This window comes from Sphingomonas sp. (genome assembly GCF_035758555.1).
In the GTDB taxonomy this organism is placed as follows: Bacteria; Pseudomonadota; Alphaproteobacteria; order Sphingomonadales; family Sphingomonadaceae; genus Sphingomonas_B.
Genome location: NZ_DASTXI010000137.1, coordinates 1 through 3,855, shown reverse-complemented (window position 1 = coordinate 3,855; position 3,855 = coordinate 1). Strand labels below are relative to the sequence as shown.

The 3,855-nt window shown below is 67.5% G+C and carries 4 protein-coding genes; 2 read left to right on the top strand and 2 right to left on the bottom strand.

Annotated elements, in window-relative coordinates; all coding sequences use genetic code 11:
• Both VFT73_RS08455 and VFT73_RS08450 read left to right on the top strand, forming a co-directional pair.
• A partial coding sequence (locus tag VFT73_RS08455; protein WP_326409834.1) for an MFS transporter occupies positions 1–1,125 on the top strand: 1,125 nt, incomplete at its 5' end.
• Between the two features lie 50 nt (positions 1,126–1,175).
• Positions 1,176–1,877 (top strand): TonB family protein, encoded by a 702-nt coding sequence (locus tag VFT73_RS08450; protein ID WP_326409833.1) that lies wholly within the window; start codon positions 1,176–1,178, stop codon positions 1,875–1,877.
• Here VFT73_RS08450 and VFT73_RS08445 read toward each other — a convergent pair whose 3' ends face one another.
• Both VFT73_RS08445 and VFT73_RS08440 read right to left on the bottom strand, forming a co-directional pair.
• Positions 1,878–3,227, bottom strand: coding sequence for a L,D-transpeptidase family protein (locus tag VFT73_RS08445; RefSeq protein WP_326409832.1), 1,350 nt, complete (start codon positions 3,225–3,227; stop codon positions 1,878–1,880).
• Between the two features lie 89 nt (positions 3,228–3,316).
• On the bottom strand, positions 3,317–3,855 hold a 539-nt coding region (locus tag VFT73_RS08440; protein WP_326409831.1), incomplete at its 5' end, for a glycine zipper domain-containing protein.

Genomic DNA, 3,855 nt, shown 5'->3' with positions numbered 1-3,855 from the left:
CTGACGGCGATCTCCAAGGAGTTCGGCACCGACGTGAAGGCGGTTGCCGAGGGCGTCTTTCTGACCCTCGCCGCGCGGCCGCTCGGCGCCTTCATCTTCGGCTGGCTCGGCGAGCGGTTCGGGCGCCGCCCGGTGCTGATGGCCGACATCATCATCTTCTCGCTGTTCGAGTTCGCCTCGGGCTTCGCGCCGACGCTGACAAGCCTGCTCGTGCTGCGGTTCCTGTTCGGCGTGGGCATGGGCGGCGAATGGGGCCTCGGCGCAAGCCTGGTCATGGAGACCATCCCGCCCAGGCTGCGCGGCCCTGTCTCCGGGCTCCTGCAGAGCGGCTATCCATCCGGTTATTTCGTCGCAAGCATCGTCTATTTTCTTTTGTTCGACACGATCGGCTGGCGCGGCATGTTCATGGTCGGCGTCGCCCCCGCCTTCCTCGTCCTTCTGATCCGCATCCACGTGAAGGAGAGCCCGGTATTCGAGGAGCGGCACCGCAAGCGCCGCGCCCGGCCGATCGCCGAGCTCGTCGGCAACTGGAAGATCGCGCTCTACATGATCGTGCTGATGGCGGCGTTCAACGCGTTCAGCCACGGCACGCAGGACCTCTATCCGACCTTCCTCCAGGTCCAGCATCATTTCGACACCCACGTGACCGGAACGCTGACCGCGATCATGAACGTCGGGGCGATCGTCGGCGGCATCGGCTTCGGGATCTGGTCGGAAAGGCTCGGGCGCAAGCGGACGATCATCGTCGCCAGCCTGCTTGCGCTGCCGATCATTCCGCTATGGGCGTTCGCCGCTACGCCATTGTTGCTCGGCATCGGCGCCTTCCTGATGCAGGTCGCGGTCCAGGGCGCGTGGGGTATCGTCCCGGTCCACCTCAACGAACTGTCGCCGCCGGCCGCGCGAGCGCTCTTCCCCGGCTTTGCCTACCAGCTCGGCAATTTGCTGATGTCGCGCAACGGCGTGTTCCAGGCGCAGATCGCCGAGAGCCACGGCAATAATTACGGACTTGCGCTCGCGATATTCGGCGGGTCGATGGCCGTGCTGATCGCCGTCTGGACGGCGCTCGGGCCGGAGCGGAAGAACGCCGATTTCGTCGCCGAGGCGACGAGAGCCGCCCACGAATAGCCCGCCGAAAATTTCGCGCCGCGCGCGCGTTTATCGGGCGGAGGACAGGCGTGTCGAGCTACCGCGGAGCCGCTGACGGGCCCGACCGGGCCAAGGCGATGGTCGCGGTCGCCGCCGTGCATGTCGCGCTCGCCTTCATCATCTTGTCGGGGCTGCGGGTGCCGATCGTCAGCCAGGCGGTCGAGCAATTGAAGACCTTCAACCTCGCGCCGCCCCCGCCTCCCCCGCCGGTCGAGCCCCCGCCCAAGCGGCAGCCGCAGCGCGCGATGAAAGAAGCAGCCGGTGCGCCGGCGAAGAGGGCCAAACCCTCGCCGGTCGTGGCTCCGACGCCGCCGCTGCCGGTCCAGTCGCCCCTTCCGGCGGCGAAGGTCGCTGGAACCGGCAGTGCCTCCACCTCGGGTGCGGGGACCCGCGGCGCCGGTACGGGCGCGGGCGGCAGTGGGAGTGGCGCGGGCGCCGGAGGTTCCGGCGGCTTCACCCCGGCGCGGAAGCTGACCAAGATCCCGGACAGCCAGTACCGGCGGCTGGCGGCCAGCGGCCTTCGCTCGGGCAGCGTCGCGATCAACATCCACGTCAATCCGGACGGCACGGTGTCGAACTGCCGAGTGCTGCGCAGCAGCGGCAGCGAATATGCCGATTCGCTGATGTGCCAGCTGACGCTGGCCTATGTGCGCTTCAGCCCGGCACGCGACCCGAGCGGCCGGCCGGTTGCGCAGGACGTGACCTGGGCGCCCAACTGGGCTCCGCGCTGATTAGCGGCCAGCGACCGAAGTGCCGCTTTTGCCGTTGTCCATGCCCGCCAGCTTCGCTTTGTCGCGCCCGTAGGCGTCGTCGTAATAAGCGATGGCCTGTCCGTCCGGCACCGCGGTCATGTAGGTGATATAGACCGGCACCGGCTGATCCAGCGGCACCGGCTGCTCCGTACCGGCGTCCTGCCAGCTCAGGTCGCGATGGAACAGCCATTTGCTGAGCCGCCACGCATCCTCGAGCCGGACGCAGCCACCGCTGAAGTAGCGGACCGATTCCTTGAACAGGTTCCGCCGCGGGTTGTCGTGCAGGTACACGCCGAACTCGTTGTGGAACATGAATTTGATCCGCCCCATGAAATTCTCGGGGCCGGGCTTCTGACGCAGATAGACCTCGGTCTTGCCGTCGCGGACGGCGTCCCAGTCGATCTTCCTCGCGTCGAGGATTTGCGGGTTCTTCGACCAGTCCGAGACCTGCTCGTAACCCATCTTCTCGAAATAGCTGAAGCCCTGCTTCTCGACGAACTGGCCGACGTCGTCCCACGCGAGATCGGGCGGCACGTACCAATAGGGATTGAGCGCCGCATAGCGGATGTAGGCGGCCATCATCGGCGTCGGATATTTGGTCTTGCCGACGACGACGACCATCGAGTCCACCGGCTTGCGGTTGTCGTACATGAACAGCCGCTGCTGCGCGGCGTTGACCAGGATGTAGCGCGAATTGGCGGCCGGGAGGATGCGCGAGCGCTCGAGATTGAGCTCGAGGATCTCGCGCTGCTGGTCGGTGCTGTACTTGTGCTCGGCGATCGCGTCGCGAAGCTCGCCGTAGAAGGGATGCATCCAGCCCATGTCGGACACATAGGCCGAGAGCGACGGCGCCGATGCCGCCGCGAGCAATGCCGCGAGCGGCGTTGGCGGAGTCGGCTTCAGACTGGGATCGACCCAGGTGATTCCGACGCCGGGATCCTGCCGCAGATCGTCGACATAGGCGACGAAGGCTTCCGAAAGCGCTTCGTCGGCGCGTTGGACATATTTGCGCTTGCCCGACCGTGCCTTGTCGAGCGCGGCCTGGAGGTCCGCGGGATGGTATTTATCGGGGCTGAGCCCATCGATGGTCGCGGTGGTGAGCAGGGCAAGGAGCTGCTGCGCCGCATCGCCGGCGGCGGGCGTCAGCCACAGCGGCGCGCCGTGCCTCGCCTTGTAGAAATCGGCGACTGTCTGGCCCGTCTGCGGCTTCGCAACAGCGGCTGCGGTCGCAACCGTGGCCGTCTGCGCGCCCGCAGCCGCCGGCGCGCAGAAAGCCGCCGCGCCGAGCATCAGCGCCGCAGCAAGGCCATTCTTTCGAAAAGAGTGCACCGGCCGTCGGCCGGTGCACCAGTTACGCAGACTTCTCACTTCTTCTCCGATTCCGGTTTCCCGCCGAAACCGCTTCGGCGGGACGCCGATTATCCACGCTCACCGCGGGAAGCCGGCGCCGCATAGGTCGGGGCCGGAGCCATGGGCGGCGGAGTCGTCGACGGCGCACCCTGGTAGTATTGGCCGTTGTAAACGTATCCGTCCACCACGCCGTCGTTGTTCCGGTCGGCCCAGATCGCGCCGGCGAGACCGCCGACCGCGGCGCCGACCACCGCGCCCTGAAGGACGCTGACGCCCGGGATCACCGCACCGGCGGCAGCGCCGAGAGCCGCGCCGCCGAGCGCGCCGGTCGCCGCACCGGCAAGAACGCTATGCGTGTTCGGATCGTAGCCCGCCGGCGGACCGGCATAATATTGGCCGTTCTGGACATAGCCGTCGACATAGCCGTCATTGTTGTTGTCGGCCCACACCGCGCCCGCGAGGCCGCCGATCGCCGCTCCGACCGCGGCGCCGGTGATGACGCTCACGCCAGGCACGACCGCGCCGACCGCAGCGCCGCCGGCCGCTCCGACCGCGGCGTCCGTCGCGATCGAATTGGTCCGCGGATTGCTGGTGCAAGCCGCCATCG